Origin of the sequence: Pseudoalteromonas sp. PB2-1, from assembly GCF_045040605.1 — a bacterium.
Taxonomy (GTDB): Bacteria; Pseudomonadota; Gammaproteobacteria; order Enterobacterales; family Alteromonadaceae; genus Pseudoalteromonas; species Pseudoalteromonas arabiensis.
The window spans coordinates 384,750-408,681 of the sequence record NZ_CP090668.1; the positions used below are offsets into that span (position 1 = coordinate 384,750).

Here is a 23,932-nt window from a genome sequence, read left to right on the forward strand (position 1 = left end):
TTTCTTTGCTTTAGCTCAAAAAATGGTTACGCTTTTAGCGCCTTGTCTCCTCGACCAATGCCAACCGCACCAGAACGTACAACTTCAATAAGATCTGTCTCGTGACGTAGTGTATCAAGGAAAGATTCTATTTTTTCAGTACTAGCCACTAGTTGTAACGTGTAGCTATGGCGACCCATATCAAGAATCGCGCCTTGAAATACATCAACCACACGGGTGACCGCTGCGCGGGTGTTTTCGTCTTGGGCAAACACTTTCACAAGTAACAATTCGCGCTCAATATGTGCCATCTCAGTTAGATCAATGATCTTAAGTACATCAACAAGTTTATTAACTTGCTTCGTGATTTGCTCAACGATACGGTCATCACCCATGGTTGTGATGGTAATTCTTGATAATGAATGATCATCCGTTGTGCCAACGGTTAGGCTGTCAATGTTGTAAGCTCGTTGTGAAAACAAGCCAACAATGCGTGATAACGAGCCTGGTTCATTTTCTAATAAAATTGATAAAATACGGCGCATTATGCTTTTACTCCTTTACGTAACCACATGTCGTCTACAGCTCCTAGCTTGATTTGCATAGGGTAAACATGTTCTTTCTCGTCAACACAAATATCTAAAAAAACGAGCCTGTCATCGATTGACATAGCTTTCTCGATTGCTGGTTCTAGTTCATCGATATGGTCGACGCGAATACCCACATGGCCGTAGCTTTCTACTAGTTTTACAAAGTCAGGTAATGATTCCATATAAGAAGATGAGTGACGTCCTGAATACATCATATCTTGCCATTGGCGCACCATGCCAAGTGAACGGTTATTAAGTGAGACTACTTTTACAGCTAAGTTGTATTGTAAACAGGTTGATAGCTCTTGAATGTTCATTTGAATTGAACCATCCCCTGTCACACAGATAGATTCTTTATCAGGGAAAGCAAGTTTAACGCCCATAGCAGCTGGCAACCCAAAGCCCATGGTGCCTAAGCCACCTGAATTAATCCATTGGCGTGGATGTTTGAACGGGTAATACTGAGCTGCAAACATTTGGTGTTGGCCTACATCAGAGCTAACATAAGCATCACCATTGGTTGCTTTATAAATGGCTTCTATTACAGCTTGCGGCTTAATTTTATCGCCATCTGTGCTGTAGCTTAAACACTTTTGTTCGCGCCAGCTAATGATTTGTCGCCACCAATCTTCTTGTGCTGAGCGGTCTATCGCAATAGCACTTTTATCAATCGCTGTTTGAAGTTGTTCAAGAACCGTGTTTAAGCAACCAACAACTGGGATGTGGGCTTTAATGGTTTTAGAGATTGATGTTGGATCTACGTCTACATGGACAATAGTTGCATTTGGGCAAAACTTTTTAACGTTATTAGTTACCCGATCATCGAAACGGGCGCCAAGCGCTAAAATAACATCTGCGTTGGCCATTGCTTTATTGGCTTCTAAGCTGCCATGCATACCAAGCATTCCAATAAAGTTCGGGTGTGTACCACTAATGCCACCTAAACCCATTAGTGTATTCGTGATAGGCGCATTGAGTGACTCAACAAGTCGGGTTAACTGCTCAGAGGTATTAGATAGCACAATACCACCACCAGAGTAGATAACTAATTTCTTTGCTTCTAGAATCGCAGTAACGGCTTTTCTTATTTGTTTTGAATGCCCTTTAGTATTGGGGTTATAGGTTCTTAGCTCAGTTGATTTAGGAAACTCAAATTCGAAAGTAAGTGCTGGGTTTAGCATATCCTTTGGTAGTTCAACGACAACAGGACCAGGGCGACCTGTGCTAGCTATATAGAAAGCTTTTGCAAGAATGGCTGGGATGTCTTTAGCGCTACGACAGTTAAAGCTGTGCTTTACTATGGGCCTTGAGCAGCCAACTATATCCGTTTCTTGGAAAGCGTCGTCACCAATTAGGCCTGTAGGCACTTGGCCAGATAGAACCACCATAGGAATAGAATCCATATAAGCGGTAGCAATACCGGTAATGCAGTTTGTAGCCCCTGGGCCTGAAGTTGCAAGCACAACACCGACCTCACCCGTGGCGCGGGCATAACCATCTGCCATATGTGTAGCAGCTTGTTCATGACGCACTAAGATATGCTCAATATCATCTTGTTGAAAAAGTGCATCATATAGGTCTAGTACAGACCCACCTGGGTAGCCAAAAATATATTTAACCTTTAATTCTTTTAACGCCCGAACGACTAGTTCTGACCCATTGTATTGTGTTTTACTCATCCTCATTCCTCTGTGTGCTAGCTGCGAGAGCATAAAAAAACCCCCGCATAGGGCGGGGGTTTTTTAAAAGCATGCTTTCACCTTTTAATAGCTCCCCGCTGGGCTTGTTAAAAAGACCAGTACGAGAACGTTGACGACTAAAAGGTGACTGCGAATATTCATAGTTTTTAAATTCTTATAAAAGGACAACTCCTAAATAGAGTTGCTGCCTAAAAAATGATTGACTTATTTTTAAGCTTTTTAGCAGGGGATGTCAACTGTAAAAGGTGTTTTTTGCATTATTTTTTCTTATTTTTGTTTTTATAGTTGTTTTTGTTCTTTTGTTTGTTTTTATTGGCGGTTTTTGAGGAATAACTATGCATTAATTTGATTGTGTTGGTTTATGGCTTAACAGTAATAAATAATATAACCATTGCTTAGCTATGCATAATCTAGCCATAAAAAAAGCCAGTCGAATGACTGGCTTCTTAAAAATTAGTTTGAGACTAAAATTATAGGCGGTCGATTACTGCTTGAGTGAAATCAGTTGTACCATGGCTACCACCTAGGTCGCGTGTAGTACGGTCACCTGTCTTAATAACGTCTGCTACAGCGTTACGAATACGCTCAGCTGTTTCACCCATTTCAAGGTGCTCTAGCATTTGAATTGACGCTAAGATAACTGAAGTTGGGTTAGCAAGGTTCTTACCTGCGATATCAGGAGCACTACCGTGAACAGCTTCAAAGATAGCTGCATCTTCACCGATGTTTGCACCTGGTGCCATACCTAAACCACCAACAAGACCAGCACATAGGTCAGATAGAATGTCACCGAACAAGTTCGTTGTAACAATTACATCAAACTCGTCTGGCGTCATTACTAGCTTCATACATGTTGCATCAACGATCATCTCAGTTGATTCGATTTGCGGGTAACGCTCAGCGACTTCACGTGCAACTTTTAAGAATAAACCAGACGTTGATTTAAGGATGTTAGCTTTGTGTACTGCTGTTACTTTTTTACGGCCTTCGCGTACTGCTAATTCGTATGCAAAAGTAACGATTTTTTCTGCACCTGCACGTGTGATTTTCGACATCGCTTCAGCTTCGTTACCGTCTTCAGATACAACTTGACCAAGACCTGAGTACATACCTTGTGTGTTTTCGCGAACGGTGATGATATCGATATCATCGTAACGAGCTTTCGTACCTGCAAAAGATTTAACTGGACGTACGTTTGCGTATAGGCCAAACTTTTTACGTAATGTAACGTTGATAGATGTGAAACCTTCACCCACTGGTGTAGTTAAAGGACCTTTTAAAGTGATCTTGTTACGCGCAATCGTATCAATGGTTTCTTGCGGAAGTAACTCACCAGTTTTTTCTAGGGCAGCAAGGCCAGCATCAACGAATTCATAATCAAAATCGCAACCTGCAGCTTTAAGGATCTCAAGTGCTGAATCAATAATGCTAGGACCAATGCCGTCGCCTTTGATCACTGTGATGGTTTGTTTAGCCATTTACTTTTCCTATTTATGAGTAGATATACACGTAAATATATCGCGAAATTGAGCACGACTTTACTTGTTAGAAACTTACGTGGATGTGTTTGAAAATTTAAGCGGCTTTTATAGCAATTTATTCAGCTTTTTGCCAGTTTATCCTGTGAATACTGACTATAAATAGGCGAAAGTTCATAATTATTTAACGATTTTGCACGTTTTAACAACACAATCTAAAAATTATCGGCAAACTCACAGGTTTCTAGATATGAATAAAAATCCGCTTTTGATTGCCAGCCAACTAGATTGAGGCTTTGTGCCATGATTTGTTCTTGCCAACTGCTGAAAACCGCGTTGGGTTGAAAAACATAGTAAGCGAATAATTTTATCGCAATCCAGTGTTTTTCCTCACTACCTAATTGTTGCTTTTCCTTTTGCTCACTGTTAAGTAAGTATCCAGTCCATGGGTTATCACCGAGTAATTGCATAAGGTATTTACTAAGTGGTATTTGATCAATTGCACTTACGCCAAATAAACAAGCTAAAGGGGCACTAACATTGTTTAATTCTGCTGGTTCAAATAATGTTTTTCGGGATAAAGCCGTAGCATGCTTTTCACACAAAAATACACAGTACGCGTATAAGGGCAGGGTAACTTGTTCAAATTGTTGAATAGTTGAGTGCTTAAAAAAAGCTTGAATAATAACAGCAATATTTTCTAGTCGCTTAACTAGATGCTGTTCTAATGGGTGTGAAATAGTTGCGACTAAACGCTGAAAAAGTACTTTTTGAATAATAGCAGGGGCATTGTCGTAGCCCACCATTGATAAACAATGGCGTAAGTCTTTAGCACGTTGATGCTCTTTGTTATAGGGTTTAACGGCTAAAGTTAATTGCAAAATGAGCTCTGGAAATGGACTCAGTAACTTATTAAGAGCGCTAAAACTGTATTCTTTCGATATTTTTAATTGGCTAATGAGATTGAGGTATTTTTGTCGCTGAGATTTAGCAATGTCTTCAGGGTGCGCAAAATTTATATTGTCGCTGAACCAAACTGTATAGAGTAAGCGGTTATCATCACATGCTCGCTGTTTCTCAAACGTGCTAAGCGTTGCTTTCACTCTATGCCAACGCACCTTTTCAGGGCGAGAAACATCGACAAGTATATGCCGTGCACGATCATCCGTTGCTAAATAAATGAGTGACTGCTCGGCATAATTTACTTCACTGGCAGGTAGGTATGAGCCGGTGTGAGCAATAAAGCTTTTAATCGCTTTTTGAGCAAATTCATTTGGGGTTCGTAAGTAAATGTCAGCCAGTGCTTTGTGTAAACTAATGTGCTCGCCTGTTTGACGATAAGTTATATTCATCGCAATGATATTAGCGAGGGCAACAAGGGTCGTCGCACCATCGTAAATCATTGTTTTTGGCGCACTCAGTAAGGCTTGTTTGTATTTATTAAGGCGTGCAAGTATATGCTGCACACTTAATGTCATAGGCCCAGAGGCATGCAATAATTTTACTGCGAGCTGATGGCGACATTGCCACAGTTTTTTATCTTGTGTGGTGAGAGTCTGTGCACACGCTAACTTATTACTTTGTGATTGCACACATAAATAATTAGCCAAGCAGGTTGCAATAATTTGTTCGCTGATTGCTTGGTTGTAGTTAAGGGCTCGACATAACACACAGGCGAGTACACATTGGTTAACGACTAAATTAGTTGTATAACCATGATCTGGAACATATAAACTTAGTTGCGCTTGCAGGCCTTTAGGACAAGCTTGATAAATGAGGTAGTAACGTTCAGCAAGGTTAGTTAATAGAGGGTATATCTGTGGCCATTTGTTTTTGTGATGATAAAGCTTTAATAATTGGTGAGTGCTATCAAACAAACGCGCTAATTCTCGTGGCGTGACTGGATCCATCATAGCGTGTTAGCCTTCTTGTTGATAGCTTTCATAGGCACTGGGGCCCCATAAAACAAGTTGACCGTTTTTAAATAATAGACCTGTACACTCATCAATTGTTGTAATGCCATCAGATTTAACATGTTGCGTGCGATAAAAAACAATTTGCCATACAACATCTTCTGCTCGTTTCGCATAGGTTAGGTCTGGACTACCTAAATAATCAAGTACGGCATTAAGGTTTTCAGGTTTATCGATTGAAAGCTTGGCAATATAACGTTTATTGAACGCTTCACGATCTTGCCAAATCATTGCTTGAGGATCATCTTTATAAAAAGTGATAACTAGGGCCGCTATAAGTGCGTAAACACCCAATCCTAGTATCAGATATTGGAAAACCTTTTTAAACATGTGTCACTCTTCAATACGAACGCTGCTTTCAGTATACGATCAGTTGCTTTACAGTGCTAATGGATTGCGACTAATTGAGCCTTAACTGCTTTAAACTAAAGCCTAAGTTTATATCTGTTCGCAAGGTAACCAAGTTTTTGGAAATGACAAACAAATCCATCTCGGCAATGAGCTTTCGCTTTAAAGTCGCGTTAAGCGTTTCATCGTCTATGGCATCATCAATCACATTATATTGATTTATCAATTGTTGTGCTGATTTGTTGCCAATACCTTTAACGCCTGGGATATCATTGGTTTTATCACCTGCTAAAGCCCAAAAATCAATTAGCCTGTGCTGTGGCACTGAAAAACGCTTATGAATATCATCTTGGCTGATAAAGTGTTTTTTAAAGTAGTCAAAAACGCTTATGTATTCAGATAAAAATGGTAAAAACCCTTTATCAGTTGAAACGATGGTTGAGGGCACTTTATTTGAGGCGGCCTTGTAGGCGAGAGTCGCAATAATGTCATCTGCTTCGTCGTTATCAGGGGAGAAAACAACAATGCCAGTGTGTTCTATCGCTTGCTTAAATAATGCAAGGTTCTTCTTAAGTAAATCAGGCATTGGAGCCCGAGAAGATTTGTAATCTTTAAAGTAGTGATAGCGCCAGCTTCTGTCACCATCAAACACAGCAACGCCATGGGTGGCGTTACATTGCGCACGTAACTTTTTGCAAGCATGAGCCACACGGGCACAACTTGCTTTGATCATATGCTCTTCACTATGGTGACTTTGATTACTATCAACAGCATAGATGCGCCTGATTAGATTAAGCGCATCGATTAAAAGTAACTGGGTGCTCACACAGTCTCCTTGTTACGCTTTAATCTCATAACAAGGAATATACTTGCTGCCAGGGAGTTTCATTCGACCTTGTGCAACAAAGGCTGCAAGCAACTTATCCATGTCGGTCATTAATGTAGGCTCACCGCTGAGTATAAATCGACCATGTTGTTTTATAGCTTGGATACCTTCATCTTTAACGTTACCTGCCACAATACCCGAAAAGGCACGGCGTAAGTTTGCTGCTAATTGTTGTGTAGGTTGATTTAAATGTAAGTCCAAACTGGCCATGTTTTCGTGTGTTGGAACAAAAGGCTGCTGGAAATCATTATCAATTTTCAATGTCCAATTGAAGTAGTAGGCATCACCTTGGCTCTTACGGTAATCGCGAACTTCGGCCATTTGGGTTTTTAGCGATTTACCGACACGGGCAGGGTCATCAATAATGACTTCGAACTTTTCAAGAGCGACTTTACCGAGTGTTTTCTCAACAAACTTGCAAAGCTCGATAAAGTAATTTTCACTCTCTTTAGGGCCCGTGAGTATCACAGGTAAACGTTGTTTTTCGTTATCAGGATGGAGCAAAATACCCAGCAAATACAATAGCTCTTCAGCTGTTCCTGCACCGCCTGGGAAAATAATAATGCCATGTGCCGTTCTTACAAAAGCTTCTAGGCGCTTTTCGATATCGGGTAAAATAACTAATTCATTTACAATCGGGTTCGGTGGCTCAGCAGCAATAATGCTAGGTTCTGTTAACCCTAAATAACGGTTATCTGAAATACGCTGTTTAGCGTGTCCGATAGTTGCCCCTTTCATTGGCCCTTTCATTGCGCCAGGGCCACAACCTGTACAAATGTTTAAACCACGTAGGCCAAGCTCATAACCCACCTGCTTGGTGTATTTATATTCAACTTCGTTAATTGAATGACCGCCCCAGCAAACAATCATACTAGGATCACTGTTGACGCGGAGCGCACCCGCATTTCTTAGCATGTCAAACACCATATGCGTGATGGCTTTTTGTTCGGTCAGGTTTTTTTCATATTTTTGGCAGATAAACAAAATATCGCGGATAACTGAGAAAATATGTTCATGAATACCGGTGATAATTTCGCCATCGACAAACGCCGATTCAGGAGGGTTTTCAAGTTCTATTTTAATACCACGTTCACGGCTTAGAAGGCGAATATCAAAATCTTCAAATTTATCGTATATCTCAGAGCTTGAGTCGGTATGACTGCCCACATTTAGGACGGCAAGCACACAGTTTCTAAAAAGTTTATAACGCTCGCTGGTGGATGATTGTTCGAGTAAGTCTACTTCTAGTTGTGATAATAAATCCAGTACGCCTGTAGGATTCAATTGTTTTAACATAAGCACTCTCCTAGCTCATCTATGAGCCTATATCATTGTGTATGTACAAGACTTAAACTAATACCTTTCGCAATAATACTTAATCATTTTGAGGGGTAGGTTGCCCAATTAATTAAGTAAATTGGTATAATTCATTTATCGACTGACGCACACTCTATTACGCCCTTCGTTCTTGGCACTATAGAGTGCATCGTCAGCACGGTCGAATGCGATAATAGGTGTGTCACCTTTTTTAAGTTGTGTAGCACCAATTGAAATGGTTATTTCAACTTGAGTATCTTTAAATTTAAATGGAATGGCTTGAATCGTTTTACGCAGTTTTTCAAGCGGTAATGATGCATTTTCAAGAGACACTCCTGTCATTAACATGACAAACTCTTCACCGCCATAACGGGCAATAAAGTCAGATTTACGAATTGATTTTTGCAAAGCTTTAGCAATAACTTGCAAGGTTTTATCGCCTGCACTATGACCATATTTATCATTAATTGATTTAAAATGGTCGACATCAATCACAACCAAAGTCAGGTCGGATTCATGGGCATCAAATAAATGAAATTCATGATTAAAGCGCTCATCAAATGCAGCGCGGTTAGGTAACTTAGTCAACCCATCAAGCAAGCTTTTGAACCTTTGTTCATTCAAACGCTGCTTGTAAGTGGTCAGTTTAGATTCTAAATGACCAATTCGACTATTTATATCGTTGAAACTAGCTAATAAGTTTTCACGTTCAGAGTGTTCAAGCTTTTCTTTTGCAATTAAGTCATCACTTAGTGATTTTAGCTCTTCTTCTACCAACTCTTTAAGCACTGAAATAGATGTCGCATCTTGTGTTTTTTTATGTAAGTTTTTAATTTTACTTTCTATTTGCTTATTGAGCGTTTCATATTCAGCACTGAGTGATTCTGAGTGCTTGCTGGTTGATACAATCGAGTGATGTAGGTCTTCGATTGTTTGGTTTAATGAGATTAAAAAGCTTTGCGCAGATTGGCGCTCTTTGCTCATATTACGTGTAATGATAGTGATAATATCGATTGCTGTATCTAGCAGATCATCAACACTGTCATTGTAGGTAATTTTGTTTTTTATACTCTTTATTTGTTCAGCGCTTTCATCTTCTAGCACAAGGTCATTAGCAAGTAGCATTAATTGCTTGGCAAGTTCTGGCTTTATGAGTGCCTCAGCTTCATTTGCTGTGGAGAGTTTCGCTTGCAATGCTTGATGGTAGATTACAATCAACTTTGAAAGTAATGGAACAAAGTCATGATTTGACTGGATATTATTTAATTCATGATCGAGTAAATGACGAAGTGTTCTGCGCGCATCGTCTGGTAAACCTTTTACTTTTTGAAGTTGCTTACCGGCATCAAGGACAGTGTCGTTCAACTCGCGTTGTAGCGCCATTTGTTTCGTTTCTTGATTTTTTAACAGCCCAAGAATATCGTTGATGAAGGGTTCGAGTAGCTGAAAGTCTACCCCTTTTCTTAATGCATTACGGTATTTGGCAAGACGGTTGTCTAGTTCAATGTCTAGCCCTTTACAGCTGAGCGATAATTTTGCCGCAAACTGTGAGAGCAATTCAACTTGATGCTTACGAGCGTCTTCGACGACCATGCGTGCGTCGATCGCTTGTTTTAACTTTTTATTAAGAACATCATGCTGCTGTTGCACCGAGTAATACCGCCATTTAGATTCAAATTTCAATACCCTAAGTTTACAACAAATTAATGCGAAATGTAGGCGCGAAGTCAAAAACTTAGCGAATTTGTTTATCAAGCTTATTGCATTGGGACTTTATCGGTTTTTAATTCACATTTTTTTACTCAGTTGGTAGGCTAGCTTGTAATTTTGATACTAAGAAAAAAGAGTTATTATGAAAAAGTTGTTGGCCATGTCAATATTAGCGGCGTGCTCAAGCAGTGCATTTGCTGATGTTAATTATTCACTGTCTATTACTGAACCTGAACACCATTTAGGTAATGTGCGTGTTGAGTTTCCTGAAACTGCGCAAGCACATTTGGATATTAAACTTCCCGCTTGGCGGACAGGTCGTTACGAAATTTTAAATCTTGCCAATGGCGTACGCTTTTTCGATGCAAAAGATGATGACGGTAAAGCGTTAAAGTGGGAAAAAATTGACCACAGCACTTGGCGTGTTCACCTAAATGAGCCAACGCAAGTAAATGTTGATTACCAAGTCTATGCCAATGAGCTTGGCAAGCGTGCTCGTCACATTGATGATAGCCATGCATTTATTGATGCCTCGGGCTTCTTCATGTTCAGTGAATCATTTCGCCAAGACCCTGTTACTGTAAATCTAAACGTACCAAAAGCGTGGCGTTCAGTGTCAGGTATGGAAAATGCGGGTTCTAAACATAGCTTCAAAGCCGCTGATTACGACATTTTAGTAGATTCGCCAATTGAAAGTGGTATCAATGAGCTACACAAGTTCACTGTTGATGGTCGTGAATACGAACTCGTTATTTGGGGTGATGGCAACTACGACGTAGACCAAATGCTAACCGATCTTAAAAAGCTAGTGGCAACTGGCAATGTTATTTGGGATAGCTACCCGTATGAACGTTATGTATTTATGGTACATGCCACATCAGGTGCAGGCGGTGCAACAGAGCATTTAAACTCAACCATTATCCAGCGTCCACGTGACCGTTTTGGTTCTCGTAAAGATTACCTCGCGTTTATTAGCACTGCTGCCCACGAATTTATTCATACGTGGAATGTTAAAGCGTATCGTCCAAAGGGGATTGCCCCTTATGATTACACAAATATTAACTACACGAAAACATTGTGGATAGCAGAAGGCTCAACCAGCTACTTTGAAGATCACTTAATGGTGCGCTCGGGTATTGAAACAACCGATGAGTTTTTTGACACCCTAACTAAAACGATTAATCGTCACTTACAAACACCGGGTCGCGAAGTACAAAGCGCAACCGAAACCAGTTTTGATAAGTGGATCAACCAAGGCGGCGACCACGCTCGCAACTACAGCACTAATATCTATCTAGAAGGGTCATTGATTTCAATGGCGCTTGATATTGATTTACTTGAAAAAAGCGATGGCAAAATTAGCTACCGTGATGTTCACCGTGCACTTTACAACAAGCACCGTTTACCAGATGGTTTTACGCCAGATGATGTTAAAGCGATTTTAAAAGAGCTTACAGGTCGCGATTACAGCGCTTGGTGGCAAGCGAATGTGGATGAACCAGCAGCTATCGACTTCGATGCATTACTTGAAAAAGTCGGTTTAGGTTTAATTCGCCCTGAAGGGGCAAAATCAGTACCGAGTATTGATTCGTTCGCTAAAAACAGTGGTGAGTTACTTACCTTGACTCACGTTCGCCGTGGTGGTGCTGCTTGGCAAGCGGGTTTAACGACAGATGACAAAATTGTTGCATTCAACAAAAAGCATGTTGGTAAAGATTTAACAGCTAGCCTTGAAACATTTAAAGCAGGCGACACCGTGACTGTTGATTTCATTAGACGTGATGCCCTGCAAAGCACGACGCTGACACTGAGCGAAGACTTTGATAAAGAGAAAAAGGTAAAAGCATTAAAAGATGCAACACCCGCTCAAATGGCATTGTTTAAAGCATGGATGGGTGTTGATCACCCAAACCAAGAAAAATAACAGCCAATTTAATGTTTAATGATTTTTGACTGGTAAGAGAGGAGCTGCGGCTCCTTTCTTTTTGTTTGGTGTTTGCTGCGCTTTCACAAACTGCTTAGTGTACTTTGTGTTTAATAATGCACTGCGGAGTTGCTGCTTTTTACGTCGCCAAAATGACTTTTTAACTTTGTCTGATCTATCCCTAATATCGCTTTGTGAATTTTCAGGTTGCGATACCGGGTAGGGCAGCAAAGAGTAACCATAAACGCCTGTTTCCCAAACGTACTGTAAATCGCAATCAACGGGACGGCCAAATGTGGCAGTGGCTTTTAACAGCGCTTTTGCACCGGCCAAGCTAACAGCTGTTGCACAGCAGCCAGACATCAGCTTTTTATGAATGACTAAATGCTGCTCATCAGCCAGGGGTTTGGTAAAAGCAATGTCGCGCTGACGGTCTTTGTAAGCAGCCAATTTTATTAACTGCCAAGGCTGCTGTAACCTATTAATGTTTTCAATTGCACTGTGAATGGAGCGGTCAAGAACAAAGTCATCTTCTAAAATAATAGCGTAGTCGAGTTGTCTATCGACTATTGTTTGCCATGCTTTTCGGTGGCTCAGGTAACAACCAATTTCACCTTTACTCAATGGCTTATGGTATTTTTTTAGGTTTAAATCAGCACTATAGTGCTTAGCTATCTCTGTATCAGACAGCTCTCTTCCATCAATTGCATCAAGGCGTTCAAATGCCAAATTTTGTGCATTTAGCTCATGGCTAACACGGTTTAATCGTTCAGTAGAGCTTGCTAAGTTAATTACAAAAATAGCGGTCATGATAATCACCTAAATAGCCGTTTGAAGCAGGCTAGCAATCGTCAATGACGCTTGAATGTCAGTACTATTTATTTTTTATGTCAGGGCGAGGGGTATTTAAAATTGTTTGTTTTTCTTGCTCGGATAAAATGATCCAATCAAAAATCTCATCATTGCTGCGACCACAGCCTGTACAATAGCCATTAAGGCGATGACATTGGCCGATGCAATCTGTTTTGAATTGGCTGGTTGGTTTTTTTGAATTTGTCATAGTGATGAGAAGGCTATTGTCTATTAGCCTTCAAGGGTATTTTATTTGCCTTCAACGGGTTTACCAATTTCAAGAGTGGTAGACCAAGGCTGTTTACGTGATAAGGTTTTACCCGAATGAATTGAGATAACAGGGTTGTTTTCGTCAAGCACAAAGGTCGTGCGCAACGATTCAGCTGACTCTTTTTGTGTTTGATGCCAATTATTACCAGCTAAACACGCTTGAGTAAAATTAACCGCACGAGTGTGATCGGCCACAGCTTGCTGCTGTTGCTCATAGTTGCCTACACAGCGGTAGGTGACATTGTCTTTATCAAGCGCGGTAATTTGACAGTTATCAGCAATAAGGTTGTATTTTGCTGTCCATGTTTCCATGTATTTAGTGTTTACACGGCTACGTTTTAAGCCTTCAAAGCGGTTGTCGTAAGCACCTAATAGGGCGTTAATTTTCTCGCAAGGGGTTAAGTTATCAATGGCAGCTTGTTGTTCAGTTGTCAGTCCCGTACAACCTGTTAAAACAAGGCTGGTTAGTAAAGCGGCGAGTGGCTTTTTCATATCAGGCTATCCTTTTAAATAGCAGTTCCTTAAACGTTTTATAAAGGATACCTAAGCCCTTGTAAAAATGCTATGAAAGACATAAAAATATTAGTTTTGAATTAATTAGGCTTGATCTAATACACAGATATTTACTTTTTCACTAACGTGTATAGAATTGCCAGCCTATTGCTGGACGCATACTTTCAAACTAAAGGAATTAGATGAAGTACTTATATACCCTCACGATATTGATCCAAACCTTTGCAATTATCATTTTATATCAAGATCCGAACTATCAGACATTAGCACTGATTTTTGCTCCAGCTATCCTGTTATCTTTATTTGGGGGGTTGTATTTTATTTTTAAAAATAAATGGTTAGCTTACACAGGAATGCTAGGTTGTGTTGTTTTTGTGCCTATTAGCGCACTCGGGGTTTTTGCTTTGAGAAGTGAGATGGATAATGAAATTAAACGTGATTTCTTAAGGAGTTTACGTAGTGAGTGAATATGATGCTACAGCCGAGCCGCTTGAAACATTTGGCGTTGCTGATAAACATAAAAACATTTTGTTATATATGGGCATTGCCGCATTGGTAATAGGACTACTTATTGTGCCACATTTAATCGGCATGGGTATTTTTATGATAGCCATATTTTTCTTTCATAGTAAGTTAGAGGCAGTGAGGTTTTATAAAGACTACTCAGAGGTCAAGTTATTAGCTATTGCAAGACCAAGGTGGTTTATCAAAAACAAAGATATAAACTCCGCTGAAATAATAAAAGATTTTTTGCACTTAGAAGTTGCGGCAAAGGAAAAAACGATCACGCGTAAGATCCCGCTGAAAATATTTGCTGAGGATGACCGGAAAAAGATAATTAGCCACTATAAAAAATTGGCGGGATAGAATAAATAGTAAGCGCGGTGCTGCAAATTAGCACCGCTTTTTAAAGTAATAGTAATACAGCGCTAAATCTTCGTTTTACCAGTAATATTGGTTACTTTTACTGAGCCAGAACCATCAGTTAATAACTCAAAGTTTGCCGCATTATCAACGCGGATGCTACCAGAGCCATCTGAAACGACTACATCACCCGAAATATCATTTAAATCAATTCCACCCGAACCATCGTGTACTTCGATATTGCCTTGAGCTTTTACAACATCAATATTGCCTGAGCCGTCATGAATTTTAATATCACCGCTGATATTACGCGCATCTATGCTGCCTGAACCGTCATTGATTTCTAATCTGCCTGCAATGTCATTCGCTGTAATTGAACCAGAACCATCGTTGATCACTGTATCAGCGACTTTGCTAATAATAATCTCACCAGAGCCATCATGCACATCGACATTAAATGAGCGAGGGATCGCAACGGTTAAGTCAATGCGAGTTTGCTTGTTGGTTTGATATTCACATTGACCTGCACTAAGCGCAGCACTCTTATCTTTAGCTTCAAGCGTTAGGCAATATTCATCATGAGGCTTTTCTTGATAAATCTCGGCTTTAACGCTCACTTCATCACCGTCAGTGCCGGTAATGTGTAAAAAACCAGAGCCAGCTTGTACTTTTAATGCGGTTAATGATGCTGCATCAAGAGTGAGGTTTTTAGTTGTTTGCAAAGGCATTTCACCCCAAGCAAATGTGTGTGCTGACAATAAACCTGCAGCAATTAGCGAGAGTGTTTTTACTGTACTTAACATGGTTCTTCCCTTTCATATGTATGGTGTTATTAGCTTAGTCGCAGGTGCTGGTATAAAAGGTTTAAACAATTTAAAAACTTTTTAAAAAATAATTCTGCTTTGTTTATTTTGTTAGTATCCAGCTTCTTATCGTTAAAAGCGTTAATACTGCCGTAAAAACATATCATTATTTTTTTCTTTTGCTAATTTAAACTTTTTGGCCTCCAAGGAGTAATAATGAAAAAAATAACCTTCCTAAGTGCTTTGCTGTGCACCAGCTTTTTTGTTTGTAGTGAAGAAACAGAAACAACCTTAAACGCGTACGCTGCTGGGTACGTCGCCAATTTTTCCTGTAGTGCCACGTTTAATGCTGGCAAAACGACTGAGCAAATCGTTACAGATGAACTCACGGGGATTTATCCTTTAATCGCAGCCACGGTAAAAACACTGCAAGCGAACATTGATACCGAGCATAAGCGAGTCACTGTTGATTATGATAAAGATAAGCAGCGCATATCCGTGTGGCGTCCTCGTTTAGGCTGTGTTGATTTGCCAGTAGGGGCTAGCCTAGAATCTGCATCACTTGTGCAAGCTCCGTTTAAAGAAAACTTAGCTTACCAAAAGGATGAGGGTAAGCCTTGGCAAACGCTAAATGGTGTTAATAAAGCAACGGGCAATGAGGCGCTTGATGGGGTTATTGCTCAGGCTTTTACACGTCATTATGGCGAAGGAGCACGTACTTCAGCAATATTAATAGCGAGCCCTCAGGCGATTTTAGCAGAGCAATATAAGGCAGGTTTTACCCCAGAAACTGCTCAGCGTACTTGGTCCGTTGCAAAAAGTATTGGCGCGAGCATCATTGGTGTGGCGGTAGAGCAAAAACGACTTGATGTTACTAAGCCAGCTGGACTTAAAAATTGGTCTCATCCGCTTGACCCACGAGGTGAAATTACCTTGGAAAACTTGCTTCATATGGCATCAGGCTTAGACAGTAATAAAGCGGGTAACCGGACGGATCGGGTTTATATGGGCGGCGGTTTAGTGTCTGATACTGCAACGCATACTGCGCTTGAAGTAAAGCCTGGCAGCCGCTGGAAATATGCCAATAACGACACCATGTTAGCGCTACGGACCTTACGAGAAACGTTCAACGATGAGGCGAGTTACTTACGTTATCCGTATGAAAACTTACTCGATAAAATTGGTATGCAGCATACTTTTTTAGAATCTGACTGGCAAAGTGATTTTATTTTGTCATCGCAAGTGTGGACGACCTCACGAGATCTTGCTCGTTTAGGACTATTACATCTAAATAATGGTCGTTGGCAAGGTGAGCAAATATTACCAAAAGATTGGTTAAGTTATATTAGTAAACCAGCCCCTGCTCAGCCCCCAGAAACTGCACCTGGATACGGCGCGCAGTGGTGGCTTTATAACGAGCGCTTCCCAGAACTACCAAACGATACCATCGCAGCGCGAGGCAACCGTGGTCAATATTTGGTGATTATTCCAAGTGAGCAGCTAGTTATTGTTAGGCGAGGGTATGATCTTGCGGGTCTTAAAGGCTTTAATGAACATGACTTTACCCGTGATGTTTTAAAAGCACTTAGGCAATGAGATTTAAGATGCACCTGAAAAGGTGCATCTTACTGTACTTCATTTACTTATGACGGCCTTGTAAGCAGCTCACCACATCGGCCAATGATAAGCCTTGGCGCTGTAATAACACGGTTAAGTGATACAGTAAGTCTGCCGATTCATTGGTTAATTCATCGTTATCATGTTTCATGGCTGCAAGGGCAACTTCGACACCTTCCTCACCCACTTTTTGACAGCTACGGCTTAAATCTTTTGCAAATAAAGACGCAGTATAGCTCTTGCTTGGATCATCGTTTTTACGCGAGACAATCACTTGTTCAAGCTCGCCCAAAAACGATAAGCTAGGTTTTGCATCATTGCCAAAACAGCTTTGTGTACCCAAGTGACATGTTGGGCCAAGTGGGTTTGCTAGCACTAATAGTGAGTCGTAATCACAGTCGGTGTGCACAGAAACTACTTCAAGGTAGTTTTCTGATGTTTCGCCTTTGGTCCATAAACGCTCTTTAGAACGCGAGTAAAAAGTTACTTTTTGTTTGTCGAAAGTGGCAGCTAATGCGTCTTGATTCATAAAGCCTTGCATTAAAATAACCCCAGTGCGTGCGTCTTGCACGATAGCTGGGATCAATTCGCTTTTGGCAAAATCGACTTGAGTAAGAGTGTCTTTGGTTAATTGCATAGTCTTGCCGCTACATTATTATCGATTAAAAATTGTTTTAGTTCGCCAATATCAATGACGTTCTTGTGAAATACGCTGGCAGCGAGCGCGCCATCAACTTGGCTTTGCCCAAATACATCAACAAAGTCTTGCATCGTACCTGCGCCGCCCGATGCAATTAGTGGAATATCGCACAGAGCACGCATTTTTGATAGCTGAACATTGTCGTAGCCTTTACGCACGCCATCTTGGTTCATGCAATTGAGTACGATTTCACCAGCACCTAGATCTTGCACGCGCTTAACCCATTCTTCGGTTTTGTAGCGAGTACGGCTTGATGCATTTGGGTCGCCAGTCAGTTGGTACACTAAATACTCGCCAGTGGTTTCATCATAAAAGCTATCAATACCCACAACCACGCATTGTTTACCAAACTCATCGTGTAATTCTTTGATAAGTTCAGGGCGAGCAATTGCAGGGCTATTAATGCTGATTTTATCTGCACCACGTTCTAAAACACGTGCGGCATCAGCAACAGATTTAATGCCGCCCGCCACACAAAATGGAATATCAATGTGGCGCGCAATGTTCTCTACCCAATTAACATCAAGTAGGCGTTTTTCGACGCTGGCACTGATTTCATAAAACACCAGTTCATCCGCACCGGCATCGCTGTAAGCTTTGGCGAGCGTTAAAATATCACCAACTACTTCATGGCCTTTAAATTTAACGCCTTTAACAACTTGACCGTCTTTTACATCTAAACAAGGGATTATGCGTTTTGATAACATGCTAACGCCTCCTCAACATTAAAGGCACCATCGAGTAATGATTTACCTAAGATAACACCGCCAACCCCTAGTTTTTTCAGCTTTGCAATATCATCCAGTGAGCTTACACCGCCTGATGCTTGAACTTTAATCTCGCTGTTGTGGTTAGTTAGATCTTCATAAAGTGCAAATGAAGGGCCTGTCATCGTGCCGTCTTTACTGATGTCAGTACACAGAAAATCAATTACACCGAGAGCTACGTAAAAATCAACAAGTTCGAACAAACCAAACTTAGATTCACTTAGCCACCCATGTGTCGCTGGTGCCCAGCCGTTGTCAGTTTTATTAACATCAAGTGCGATAACGAAGTGCTTTGCACCAAATTTTTCAATCCAAGCCTGTACTTGCTCGCGCTTTTCAACGGCCATTGAGCCAATCACGACTTGGTTAGCACCGGCTTCAAGCCAGTCGGCAACATCTTGCTCAGAGCGAATACCGCCACCTACTTGATAAGGTACATTAAGCGCTTTGGTTGCCGCTTGAATATGCTGCCACTGTTTTTTATTTGGATCGCGCGCACCTTCTAAATCAACGAGGTGTAGTTTACCTGCGCCGCTATTTGCATACTCTTGTAAGCGTGCGCTAAGTTCGTAAGGGTAAAATTGTGCTGTATCATACTTACCTTGGTATAAGCGCACAATTTGGTTTTGTAATACATCGAGTGCTGGAATAATCACGTTTATTTCTCTTATTTTTTGCTGCGCTTACAGCTGCCAATCTAAAAAGTTTTGTAAAAGTCGAGTGCCTACTTTGGCGCTTCGTTCAGGGTGGAACTGCATGCCTGCGTAGTTATCTTTGGCAACAATCGCAGAAAAAGCGTGTCCGTATTCACCGCTAACTAGGGTGGCATCGTTTACTGTGTGAGCAAAGCTATGCACAAAGTACACTTGATCTTGCGCTGATAACCCTTTGGTGAGGGCATGCTTTTTTAACACGCTTAGGTCGTTCCACCCCATGTGTGGTGAGGTTAATGTACCCACATCTAAGTGTTTAACAACACCAGGAATTTTGCCAAGGCAATCGACATTGCCTTCTTCTGTGCTTTCGCAAAGTAATTGCATGCCTAAACAAATGCCCATCAGCGGGCGCTGATATTCATCAATTGCTTGCTGCCAACCACCGTCTTTTAAGCGCTTCATTGCTACAGAGGCATGACCTACACCGGGTAAAATTGCACGTTCAAAGCCTTTGAGTTGTTCAGGTGAGGTGATCACCTCTGGCGTTTTACCTAAGCGTTCAAAGGCAAAACGAACTGAGTTAATGTTGGCACAACCGGTATTAATTATGGCAATCATAAACACCCCTTAGAGCTAGCCGTTTGTTGCGAAGCATCTTTTGCAATCGCAGCGCGAAGCGCTCTTGCAAACGCTTTAAATAAGCCTTCAACTTGGTGATGACAGTTACCGTCGCTAACCGACAGAATCAGGCTCATGGCGGCATTATCACTTAAGCTTTTAAAGAAGTGTTCAACCATTTGCACGTCTAAGTCGCCGACTTTTTCACGGCTAAAATCAGCATTTAATACAAATGAGGCGCGGCCTGATAAATCAATTTGCGCTTCTGCTTTACATTCATCCATAGGTAATGCAAAACCATAGCGACCAATTTGCGTTTTTGTACCCAGCGCTTGTTTAAGGGCAAGGCCAAGTGCAATGCCAATATCTTCAACTAGGTGGTGCTCATCAATGTGTAAGTCGCCAGTGGCTTGAATATTAAGTCCGATATTGGCGTGAGTGCGAATTTGGTCAAGCATGTGATCGAAAAAGCCAAGGCCAGTGCTAATTTCGCCATTTTTTGTTTGGTCTAAATTAATTTGCACATCGATTTGCGTTTCTTTGGTGTTGCGAGTAACGCGGCCTTCACGGTTCGCCGTTGTCAGCTTAGTGACAATGGCATCCCAGCTACCATCATACAAAATACCTTCGCAACATAAGTTATTGGCAAGTCCGATGTCAGTTTGGCGGTCGCCAATCACAAAAGAGCGCGCTAAATCGACTTTACCTGAGCGCATCAGCTCAGTAAGTAAGCCGGTTTTTGGTTTACGGCAGTCACAATTTTGCTCATCAAAGTGAGGGCAGATCAGAACTTCATCAAATTTAATCCCTTGGCTGTTTAAGATATCCATCATCTTGTCTTGAGCAATATCAAAATCAGCGGTAGGGAAGCTATCAGTGCCTAAACCATCTTGATTTGAAACCATCACAAGGCGGTAACCTGCCGCTTGAAGTTGTAATAGAGCAGGGATTACATTCGGCAAGAACACTAATTTTTCTAGGCTATCAACCTGTTTGTCGGTGATAGGCTCTTCGATAATCGTGCCATCTCGGTCAATAAATAAATATGGGTTGCTCATGATAATTCCTGTTCTACTGTTTTGCTGGTCAGTGATAAGCCATCTAACCAAATTTTTACTTGTTCTAGTTCTTGCTCGTTACCGATAGAAATTCGTAACCAATCATTTTCGCCATATAAGGTGAAGGCACGCATCACGAGCCCTTGCTCAAGTGCGATATTAAATGATTGTTTGTCTTTTAATTTTAAGGTGACAAAGTTACCTTCACCGCTTAGTACTTTGATAATGGCAGGTGATTGCTCAAGCCAACTTTTCAGTTTGGCTTTTAAGCTATTTAGAATTGTCACCTGACGGCGCATTGAAGCGATGTTGTCACTACTTAATGCATCTGCGGCAATGCTCGCAACCACCGTTGATACAGGATAAGGCGCAATCACTTTACGAATAGGCGCAAGCAGCTCACTGTTGGCTAAGGTGAAGCCTGTTCTTAAGCCCTGCAAGTGCAAATGCTTTTGATAAGGTTCTTAGTACCACAAGGTTACTAAACTCGTTGATCAGGCTTGCCGCAGTTTGCTCTGGGCAAAATTCTATATAAGCTTCATCCACCACGACAATCGCTTTACCCGCAAGTTGTTGGGTGACTTTTCTGATTTTGTCTTGGCTTGTCATGCTGCCGGTTGGGTTATTTGGATTACAAATAAACACCAGCTTTGAATCAGCAACTGCAGTGACAATTTCATCAACCGTGCCTTTTAATAACAGCTCTTGAGTTAAACCGTTAATCGCAATGTTGTGGGTATCAGCGGTCACTTTGTACATGCCGTAAGTTGGCAAAAAGAGTGCAATGCTATCTTTAGCAGGGCTACAAAAAGTACGTACTAATAGTTCGATACCTTCGTCAGCGCCGCGAGTCATTAGTACTTGCTCAGGCTCTAAATTAGCATAGCAAGCGTAACGAGTGATCACTTGCTGAGGCTGCGGATCTGGGTAGCGATTTAAATCTGCTAAATTGATATTTGGCGTACGTGAATACGGGCTTTCATTGGCATTTAACCACGTTGTGCCTGTCAGCTTTTCACTTTTCGCCGAACTGTAGGCTGTAAGCGCTGCAATGTTATCTGGCAACAGTGTCGTTATTTTTGAATTATCGCTCATTGTTCATAGCCTCAAGACGAATTGAAACAGCATTCGCGTGAGCATCAAGCCCTTCTGCTGCAGCTAAAGGTAAAATTGCTTTAGATAATTCACGTAAGCCATTTTTGCTGATGGTTTGCACTGTGTAAGTTCTAAAGAAGTCCAGTAAGTTTAAGCTCGAATAGGTCGCACTGTAACCATACGTTGGTAGTACGTGGTTCGTGCCAGATGCATAGTCACCGGCAGACTCCGGAGTGTAATCACCGACAAATACTGAGCCGGCATTTTTTACTAAGCTTAAATAAGGTTGCGCATCAGCAAGTTGTAGAATAAGGTGCTCAGGACCATATTGTGCAGACACTGCAAAGGCTTGCTCAACCGAGTCCACTAATATCAAGCTTGAGTTTGCAAGCGCTTGCTCGGCAGTGTCTTTACGACTTAACTTTGCTAGCTGCTCAGTTAATGCTTGCTGTGTTTTTTCAATGATGCGTTCGCTGTTACACAGTAAAATAACCTGTGAATCTGCACCGTGCTCTGCTTGCGATAATAAATCTGCCGCAATAAACTCTGGATTTGCACGCTCATCAGCAATCACTAACACTTCAGAGGGGCCAGCAGGCATATCAATCGCCATGCCCGGAATAGTTTGCGCAACGAGTTGTTTTGCCATGGTGACAAAACTATTTCCTGGGCCAAAAATCTTGTTCACTTTAGGCACTGACTCTGTGCCGTATGCCATTGCTGCAATGGCACCTGCGCCGCCGCTTTCTACAATAGTTTTAATACCACATAGTTTTGCTGCATATAAAATGGCAGGGTTGATTGTTTCGTCTGCTTTTACAGGTGTAGTAAGCACAACGGTTTGTGCACCGCTTAACTGTGCAAGCACCCCTTGCATGATCACTGACGATGGCAATGGTGCACTGCCACCTGGCACGTAAATACCCACCGCTTCAATGGCTTGATATTTAAGTTCACACAATACGCCAGGTTGCGTGGTTAACTTAATGTCTTTAGGTAATTGTGCTTGGTGAAAGCGTTTTACATTGGCATAGGCCGTTTCGATGGCGGCTTTTAACTCGTTTGATAATAACTGCTCAGCTTGATTAATTTCTTCAATTGGCACTAATAAGCGAGGTGTTTCGCGCTTATCAAACTCTTTTGCCATCTTTAATAACGCTGCGTCACCGTCTGTTTTGACTGCATTTAAGATGTCGATGCAAATTGCTTCAACCTCTTTACTGGCAGTAACAGCAGGGCGGGTAAGTACCGCCTGCTGTGCTTGTTGATTTTCCTCATTCCAGCGAAACATGGATAATTACTCCATCATTTTTTCAATTGGCATAACAAGAATTGAGTTGGCACCCAGTGCTTTTAACTGTTCCATTGTTTCCCAGAATAGGGTTTCGCTGCTAACCATGTGCAACGCAACATAATCGTCGCTACCTGCAAGCGATAGTAAAGTTGGTTGGCCAGTACCCGGTAGTAAGTCACACACTTCATCAAGCTTTGCTTTTGGTGCGTGTAGCATGATGTATTTACTTTCTTTAGCTTGACGAACACCACGTAAACGCGGCATTAGCGTATTGATTAAATCAAGCTTACTTTGATCAGTGAGGTCTTTATTCTGAATTAAACATGCATTTGATTCTAAGATGGTGTCGCCTTGCATTAAGCCGTTTGCTTCTAACGTTGCACCAGTAGACACTAAATCACAAATAGCATCAGCAAGACCTGCACGCGGTGCGACTTCAACAGAGCCCGTTAACATTACCGTGCTTGCGTTAATACCTTCGCGTTTTAGGTATTGGCTTAAGATTTCAGGGTAAGTAGTGGCAATGCGTTTACCTTCGAACCAGCTTTTTTCCTGAGGGCCAAGTTCTTGTGGCCATGCAAGTGCCAAGCGGCAGTAACCAAAATCAAGTTTAGAAAGCTTATTTACTTCGAATGCCACGCCTTGGCGTTCGCGTTCGGCTTGTACTTCAACAAGTACGTTTTCACCAACGATACCTAAGTCACACACACCGTCCATGACAAGACCCGGAATATCGTCATCGCGTACACGAAGCACATCAATTGGCATGTTGGTAGAGTGGGCGATTAAACGTTGTTCACGAAGGTTTAATTTAACACCAAGTTGCTTTAGTAACTCTTGGCAGTCTTTTGATAAGCGACCGCCTTTTTGGATGGCGATTCGTAAACGATTGGTATTGCTCATTATTCATTTTCCTTTAA

At 41.4% G+C, this 23,932-nt stretch carries 23 protein-coding genes and 1 pseudogene; 4 read left to right on the top strand and 20 right to left on the bottom strand.

What is annotated here, in order from left to right; translation table 11 throughout:
• Nucleotides 1–26: 26 nt before the first annotated feature.
• From ilvN to L0Z67_RS18710, 8 genes are all read right to left on the bottom strand, one after another.
• Nucleotides 27–524, bottom strand: coding sequence for an acetolactate synthase small subunit (ilvN, locus tag L0Z67_RS18675; protein WP_036972002.1), 498 nt, complete (start codon nucleotides 522–524; stop codon nucleotides 27–29).
• Complete coding sequence (locus tag L0Z67_RS18680; protein ID WP_392353809.1) at nucleotides 524–2,248, bottom strand: acetolactate synthase 3 large subunit; 1,725 nt, start codon at nucleotides 2,246–2,248, stop codon at nucleotides 524–526. Before L0Z67_RS18680 ends, ilvN begins: the two co-directional genes overlap by 1 nt.
• 491 nt (nucleotides 2,249–2,739) lie before the next feature.
• Nucleotides 2,740–3,747 carry an isocitrate dehydrogenase gene (locus L0Z67_RS18685; protein WP_392353811.1) on the bottom strand — a complete coding sequence of 336 codons (1,008 nt, stop codon included), beginning with the start codon at nucleotides 3,745–3,747 and terminating at the stop codon, nucleotides 2,740–2,742.
• Nucleotides 3,748–3,962: 215 nt separating this feature from the next.
• Nucleotides 3,963–5,660, bottom strand: coding sequence for a hypothetical protein (locus L0Z67_RS18690; RefSeq protein ID WP_392353813.1), 1,698 nt, complete (start codon nucleotides 5,658–5,660; stop codon nucleotides 3,963–3,965).
• 6 nt (nucleotides 5,661–5,666) lie between these two features.
• On the bottom strand, nucleotides 5,667–6,050 hold the full coding sequence (locus L0Z67_RS18695) for a DUF3192 domain-containing protein (protein WP_062568106.1): 384 nt from the start codon (nucleotides 6,048–6,050) through the stop codon (nucleotides 5,667–5,669).
• Nucleotides 6,051–6,120: 70 nt separating this feature from the next.
• Nucleotides 6,121–6,894, bottom strand: a complete 774-nt coding sequence (gene xni, locus L0Z67_RS18700; protein WP_392353815.1) for a flap endonuclease Xni — start codon at nucleotides 6,892–6,894, stop codon at nucleotides 6,121–6,123.
• 12 nt (nucleotides 6,895–6,906) lie between these two features.
• Nucleotides 6,907–8,250, bottom strand: a complete 1,344-nt coding sequence (ppnN, locus tag L0Z67_RS18705) for a nucleotide 5'-monophosphate nucleosidase PpnN (RefSeq protein ID WP_062568104.1) — start codon at nucleotides 8,248–8,250, stop codon at nucleotides 6,907–6,909.
• Nucleotides 8,251–8,385: 135 nt separating this feature from the next.
• A complete protein-coding gene (locus L0Z67_RS18710) occupies nucleotides 8,386–9,921 on the bottom strand; it encodes a diguanylate cyclase (RefSeq protein ID WP_338053560.1) in 1,536 nt (511 codons plus the stop codon).
• A 202-nt stretch (nucleotides 9,922–10,123) separates the two neighbouring features.
• Here L0Z67_RS18710 and L0Z67_RS18715 point away from each other — a divergent pair, with 202 nt between their 5' ends.
• Nucleotides 10,124–11,905: a M61 family metallopeptidase gene (locus tag L0Z67_RS18715; RefSeq protein WP_062568103.1), complete on the top strand. Its 1,782-nt coding sequence runs from the start codon at nucleotides 10,124–10,126 to the stop codon at nucleotides 11,903–11,905.
• Nucleotides 11,906–11,920: 15 nt separating this feature from the next.
• On the opposite strand, the gene L0Z67_RS18720 is transcribed toward L0Z67_RS18715, so the two are convergent.
• The 3 genes from L0Z67_RS18720 to L0Z67_RS18730 all read right to left on the bottom strand — a co-directional run bounded on the left by L0Z67_RS18720 (nucleotide 11,921) and on the right by L0Z67_RS18730 (nucleotide 13,519).
• On the bottom strand, nucleotides 11,921–12,715 hold the full coding sequence (locus L0Z67_RS18720) for a glycosyltransferase family 25 protein (protein ID WP_392353819.1): 795 nt from the start codon (nucleotides 12,713–12,715) through the stop codon (nucleotides 11,921–11,923).
• Nucleotides 12,716–12,779: 64 nt separating this feature from the next.
• Nucleotides 12,780–12,965 (bottom strand): DUF1289 domain-containing protein, encoded by a 186-nt coding sequence (locus L0Z67_RS18725; protein WP_062568101.1) that lies wholly within the window; start codon nucleotides 12,963–12,965, stop codon nucleotides 12,780–12,782.
• A 41-nt stretch (nucleotides 12,966–13,006) separates the two neighbouring features.
• Entirely contained in the window at nucleotides 13,007–13,519 is a 513-nt protein-coding gene (locus L0Z67_RS18730) for a hypothetical protein (RefSeq protein ID WP_062568100.1), read from the bottom strand.
• 203 nt (nucleotides 13,520–13,722) lie between these two features.
• On the opposite strand from L0Z67_RS18730, the gene L0Z67_RS18735 reads away from it, so the two are divergent.
• A complete protein-coding gene (locus tag L0Z67_RS18735) occupies nucleotides 13,723–14,007 on the top strand; it encodes a hypothetical protein (protein ID WP_392353821.1) in 285 nt (94 codons plus the stop codon).
• Nucleotides 14,000–14,407, top strand: coding sequence for a hypothetical protein (locus L0Z67_RS18740; protein WP_392353823.1), 408 nt, complete (start codon nucleotides 14,000–14,002; stop codon nucleotides 14,405–14,407). The genes L0Z67_RS18735 and L0Z67_RS18740 overlap by 8 nt, the downstream gene beginning before the upstream one ends.
• A 62-nt stretch (nucleotides 14,408–14,469) precedes the next feature.
• On the opposite strand, the gene L0Z67_RS18745 is transcribed toward L0Z67_RS18740, so the two are convergent.
• Complete coding sequence (locus tag L0Z67_RS18745) at nucleotides 14,470–15,207, bottom strand: hypothetical protein (RefSeq protein ID WP_062568097.1); 738 nt, start codon at nucleotides 15,205–15,207, stop codon at nucleotides 14,470–14,472.
• A 216-nt stretch (nucleotides 15,208–15,423) separates the two neighbouring features.
• Between L0Z67_RS18745 and L0Z67_RS18750 the strand changes: the two genes are divergently transcribed.
• Complete coding sequence (locus L0Z67_RS18750) at nucleotides 15,424–16,803, top strand: serine hydrolase (RefSeq protein WP_157066168.1); 1,380 nt, start codon at nucleotides 15,424–15,426, stop codon at nucleotides 16,801–16,803.
• 43 nt (nucleotides 16,804–16,846) lie between these two features.
• On the opposite strand, the gene hisIE is transcribed toward L0Z67_RS18750, so the two are convergent.
• From hisIE to hisG, 8 genes and pseudogenes are all read right to left on the bottom strand, one after another.
• Nucleotides 16,847–17,461, bottom strand: coding sequence for a bifunctional phosphoribosyl-AMP cyclohydrolase/phosphoribosyl-ATP diphosphatase HisIE (hisIE, locus tag L0Z67_RS18755; protein ID WP_062568095.1), 615 nt, complete (start codon nucleotides 17,459–17,461; stop codon nucleotides 16,847–16,849).
• Nucleotides 17,452–18,231, bottom strand: a complete 780-nt coding sequence (gene hisF / locus L0Z67_RS18760) for an imidazole glycerol phosphate synthase subunit HisF (RefSeq protein WP_392353825.1) — start codon at nucleotides 18,229–18,231, stop codon at nucleotides 17,452–17,454. The genes hisIE and hisF overlap by 10 nt, the downstream gene beginning before the upstream one ends.
• Nucleotides 18,213–18,947 (bottom strand): 1-(5-phosphoribosyl)-5-[(5-phosphoribosylamino)methylideneamino] imidazole-4-carboxamide isomerase, encoded by a 735-nt coding sequence (locus L0Z67_RS18765; protein ID WP_392353827.1) that lies wholly within the window; start codon nucleotides 18,945–18,947, stop codon nucleotides 18,213–18,215. Before L0Z67_RS18765 ends, hisF begins: the two co-directional genes overlap by 19 nt.
• A gap of 27 nt (nucleotides 18,948–18,974) precedes the next feature.
• Complete coding sequence (hisH, locus tag L0Z67_RS18770) at nucleotides 18,975–19,565, bottom strand: imidazole glycerol phosphate synthase subunit HisH (RefSeq protein ID WP_392353829.1); 591 nt, start codon at nucleotides 19,563–19,565, stop codon at nucleotides 18,975–18,977.
• Nucleotides 19,562–20,623 carry a bifunctional histidinol-phosphatase/imidazoleglycerol-phosphate dehydratase HisB gene (gene hisB, locus L0Z67_RS18775; RefSeq protein WP_337117094.1) on the bottom strand — a complete coding sequence of 354 codons (1,062 nt, stop codon included), beginning with the start codon at nucleotides 20,621–20,623 and terminating at the stop codon, nucleotides 19,562–19,564. Before hisB ends, hisH begins: the two co-directional genes overlap by 4 nt.
• Nucleotides 20,620–21,718: pseudogene (gene hisC, locus L0Z67_RS18780) on the bottom strand (histidinol-phosphate transaminase). The gene hisB and the pseudogene hisC overlap by 4 nt, the downstream one beginning before the upstream one ends.
• The gene (gene hisD / locus L0Z67_RS18785; protein ID WP_062568089.1) at nucleotides 21,708–23,009 is read right to left on the bottom strand and encodes a histidinol dehydrogenase; all 1,302 of its coding nucleotides are present in this window, start codon (nucleotides 23,007–23,009) and stop codon (nucleotides 21,708–21,710) included. Before hisD ends, hisC begins: the two are co-directional and overlap by 11 nt.
• 6 nt (nucleotides 23,010–23,015) lie before the next feature.
• On the bottom strand, nucleotides 23,016–23,915 hold the full coding sequence (hisG, locus tag L0Z67_RS18790; protein WP_237115695.1) for an ATP phosphoribosyltransferase: 900 nt from the start codon (nucleotides 23,913–23,915) through the stop codon (nucleotides 23,016–23,018).
• Between the last annotated feature and the right edge of the window lie 17 nt (nucleotides 23,916–23,932).